This is a genomic window from Chamaesiphon sp. (genome assembly GCF_041738855.1).
GTDB lineage: Bacteria > Cyanobacteriota > Cyanobacteriia > Cyanobacteriales > Chamaesiphonaceae > Chamaesiphon.
The window spans coordinates 1-2,884 of the sequence record NZ_JBGSPA010000056.1; the positions used below are offsets into that span (position 1 = coordinate 1).

5 protein-coding genes are annotated in these 2,884 nt (G+C 47.5%); all 5 read left to right on the forward strand.

Annotated elements, in window-relative coordinates; genetic code table 11:
- A partial coding sequence (locus ACEW9I_RS06000) for a type 1 glutamine amidotransferase domain-containing protein (protein ID WP_373539446.1) occupies positions 1-512 on the forward strand: 512 nt, incomplete at its 5' end.
- A 114-nt stretch (positions 513-626) separates the two neighbouring features.
- On the forward strand, positions 627-848 hold the full coding sequence (locus tag ACEW9I_RS06005; RefSeq protein ID WP_373539447.1) for a hypothetical protein: 222 nt from the start codon (positions 627-629) through the stop codon (positions 846-848).
- Positions 830-979, forward strand: coding sequence for a VOC family protein (locus ACEW9I_RS06010; protein ID WP_373539448.1), 150 nt, complete (start codon positions 830-832; stop codon positions 977-979). Before ACEW9I_RS06005 ends, ACEW9I_RS06010 begins: the two co-directional genes overlap by 19 nt.
- Before the next feature lies 1 nt (position 980).
- Positions 981-1,631, forward strand: coding sequence for an NAD(P)H-dependent oxidoreductase (locus ACEW9I_RS06015; protein ID WP_373539449.1), 651 nt, complete (start codon positions 981-983; stop codon positions 1,629-1,631).
- An 82-nt stretch (positions 1,632-1,713) separates the two neighbouring features.
- Complete coding sequence (locus ACEW9I_RS06020) at positions 1,714-2,766, forward strand: NAD(P)-dependent alcohol dehydrogenase (protein WP_373539450.1); 1,053 nt, start codon at positions 1,714-1,716, stop codon at positions 2,764-2,766.
- Positions 2,767-2,884: the final 118 nt, after the last annotated feature.

Here is a 2,884-nt window from a genome sequence, read left to right on the forward strand (position 1 = left end):
AGACTGAAGACACGCAACGTTTTAAGGCAGATTCCGCCGCCCAAGCCGCGCTCGCACACACACTTAAACTCAGCGAGGTTGCTGCTAGTGATTTTGATGCGGTATTTTATCCTGGCGGTCATGGCCCGCTCTGGGACTTGGCTGAAGACACATCCTCGATCGCTCTCATCGAAGCCACACTAGCCGCAGGTAAACCAATCGCCTTAGTTTGCCATGCGCCTGGAGTGCTGCGCCGTGTCAAGGCAGCCAATGGCGATCCTGTAATGCAAGGTAAAGCCGTCACAGGCTTTACCAATACCGAGGAACAAGCAGCCGGATTGACCGAGATCGTTCCGTTCCTAGTCGAGGATATGCTCAAGCAAAACGGTGGGCATTATTCCAAAGTAGCCGACTGGCAGCCTTATGTTGCTAAAGATGGACTACTCATTACTGGGCAAAACCCCGCATCTTCTGCACCAGCCGCCAAGGAACTACTACAACAGCTCAGTCTGCTTGCCACTACATCTCACTAGGATGGACACACATGAATCTTAAATATATCTGCACTAGATTGAATGTTCAAAACTATGCAGATTGTAAGTTTTTTTACCAGGATGTTTTAGGCTTTAAGGTTTCCTTGGCTAACGATGATGAAGAATATGCCGCAGCTCGATGCAGGTGCAACTAAAATTACGATTCTCAATCGATCGAGGTTGAAAGACTACATCGACTCGATTCTCGTTCCGAGAGGCTCCGCCAACGAAACCGCCACCTACGATTACCTCTCGGCGCGGCTACGCCAACGCCATGATGCCAAAATAATCCTGACTTTTGCCGTGCCCGATCGTAGGTGGCGATTTCTCAGTTGAAAGCCAAAGGCATTTCCATCTTCAGTAGTCCTTGGCAACACCCAGAAGAAGGGCTAGCGGGCGGGTTTATTACCGCCTGTATTCGCGACCCAGACGGCAATCTCATCGAACTCGAACAAATCCTAACCTGATATGAATCACATCATTCCGACTGACTTATTAGAACATCTCAAATGGCGATATGCCACCAAACAGTTCGATCCAGCTAAAACAATTGCTCCAGAAATCTGGACAGCATTAGAAGATGCCTTGGTATTAACACCATCTTCCTACGGTTTACAGCCTTGGAAATTTCTGATTGTCACCAGTACAGAACTGAAAGAACAGCTCAAACCCCTCTCGTGGAATCAGTCTCAGGTGACTGATTGCTCGCATTACGTCGTATTCGCGATCCACAAGAATCTGACTGCGGCACATGTCGATCGGTTTGTCGCCCGTACTGCTGAGGTGCGTCGTATTAATGTCGAGGAGATCGCTAACTACCGAAATCTCATGGTTAATGACGTGGTTGATGGCGCACGCAGTTTTCATGTCAATGAATGGTCAACAAACCAAACCTACATCGCCCTGGGTAACTTTATGACCAGTGCCGCATTACTCGGTGTCGATACCTGTCCGATGGAAGGAATCGAACCTGTTAATTACGATCGGGTATTGGGGTTGGCAGCCAAAGGCTTAACTACAGTAGTCGCTTGTGCGGCTGGCTATCGATCGGAATCAGATAAGTATGCTGGACTGGCAAAAGTCAGATTTCTCAAGTCAGAAGTCTTGGAAAACCTCTAGATATGCAGGTAAAAATCTCTGACTTATTTAACAAGTCGGAAATTTCGCGGATCGAAGTAATCAGAAATTTGGAGCACGATTGATGAAAATAAATGCCTACGCAGCTCAAACTGCCAAGACTCCACTCGCACCATTCAGCATTCAACGCCGCGATGTCGGCAAACATGATGTCCAGATCGACATTCTCTATTGCGGTGTGTGTCACTCGGATTTGCATACCGTCCGCAGCGAATGGCAGGGTACCACCTACCCTTGCGTCCCTGGGCATGAAATCGTCGGACGGGTCACGAAAGTTGGCAAAGATGTCAACAAATTTAAGGAAGGCGATACCGTGGGGGTGGGTTGTATGGTCGATTCCTGTCTCACTTGTGCCAACTGCAAGGAAGATCTAGAGCAATTCTGCACGGTTGGCACAATATTTACCTACAACTCTCACGACAAGCATACTGGCGGTATTACCTATGGCGGCTACTCCGAGAGCATTGTGGTGGATAAAGCGTTTGTGCTGAAAATTCCCAAACATTTAGATCTCGCCGCCACTGCGCCACTACTGTGTGCTGGAATTACCACTTACTCGCCATTGCGTCATAACAATGTCAGCAAAGGTCAGAAAGTTGGCGTAGTGGGACTTGGGGGACTGGGACACGTTGCTGTGAAATTAGCGAAAGCTTTTGGCGCACATGTAGTTGTCTTTACCACATCCGCGAACAAGGTTGAAGATGCACTGCTCCTGGGTGCAGATGAAGTCGTTAATTCCAAGAATCCAGACGAGATGAAAAAACACCTAAATAGTTTCCATTTCATTCTCGATACGGTATCTGCAAACCACGATATCAATGCCTACCTACTCTTGTTGAAACGCGATGGCAATCTCACCCAAGTCGGCATACCCACCGAACCGTTGTCTCTAAATGTGGGTAGTTTGGTTTTTGGTCGGCGCAGTCTCAGTGGCTCGCTGATTGGCGGCATCAAAGAAACTCAAGAGATGTTAGATTTTTGCGGCAAGCATCATATTACCGCCGATATCGAACTCATCCCGATTCAGAAAATAAACGAAGCTTACGATCGGTTGGTGAGGAGCGACGTAAAATACCGCTTTGTTATTGATATGGCATCGTTAACACCTAAGACCTAGTTAGTGGTGCAAAGTCTGTAGCCAGTCTCAACCGATTGGAGCGAGAGGACACACATGAATCTTAAATATATCTGCGAAATAAGACTAGTTTTCAGTCCCATTATTTCAACATCATGAA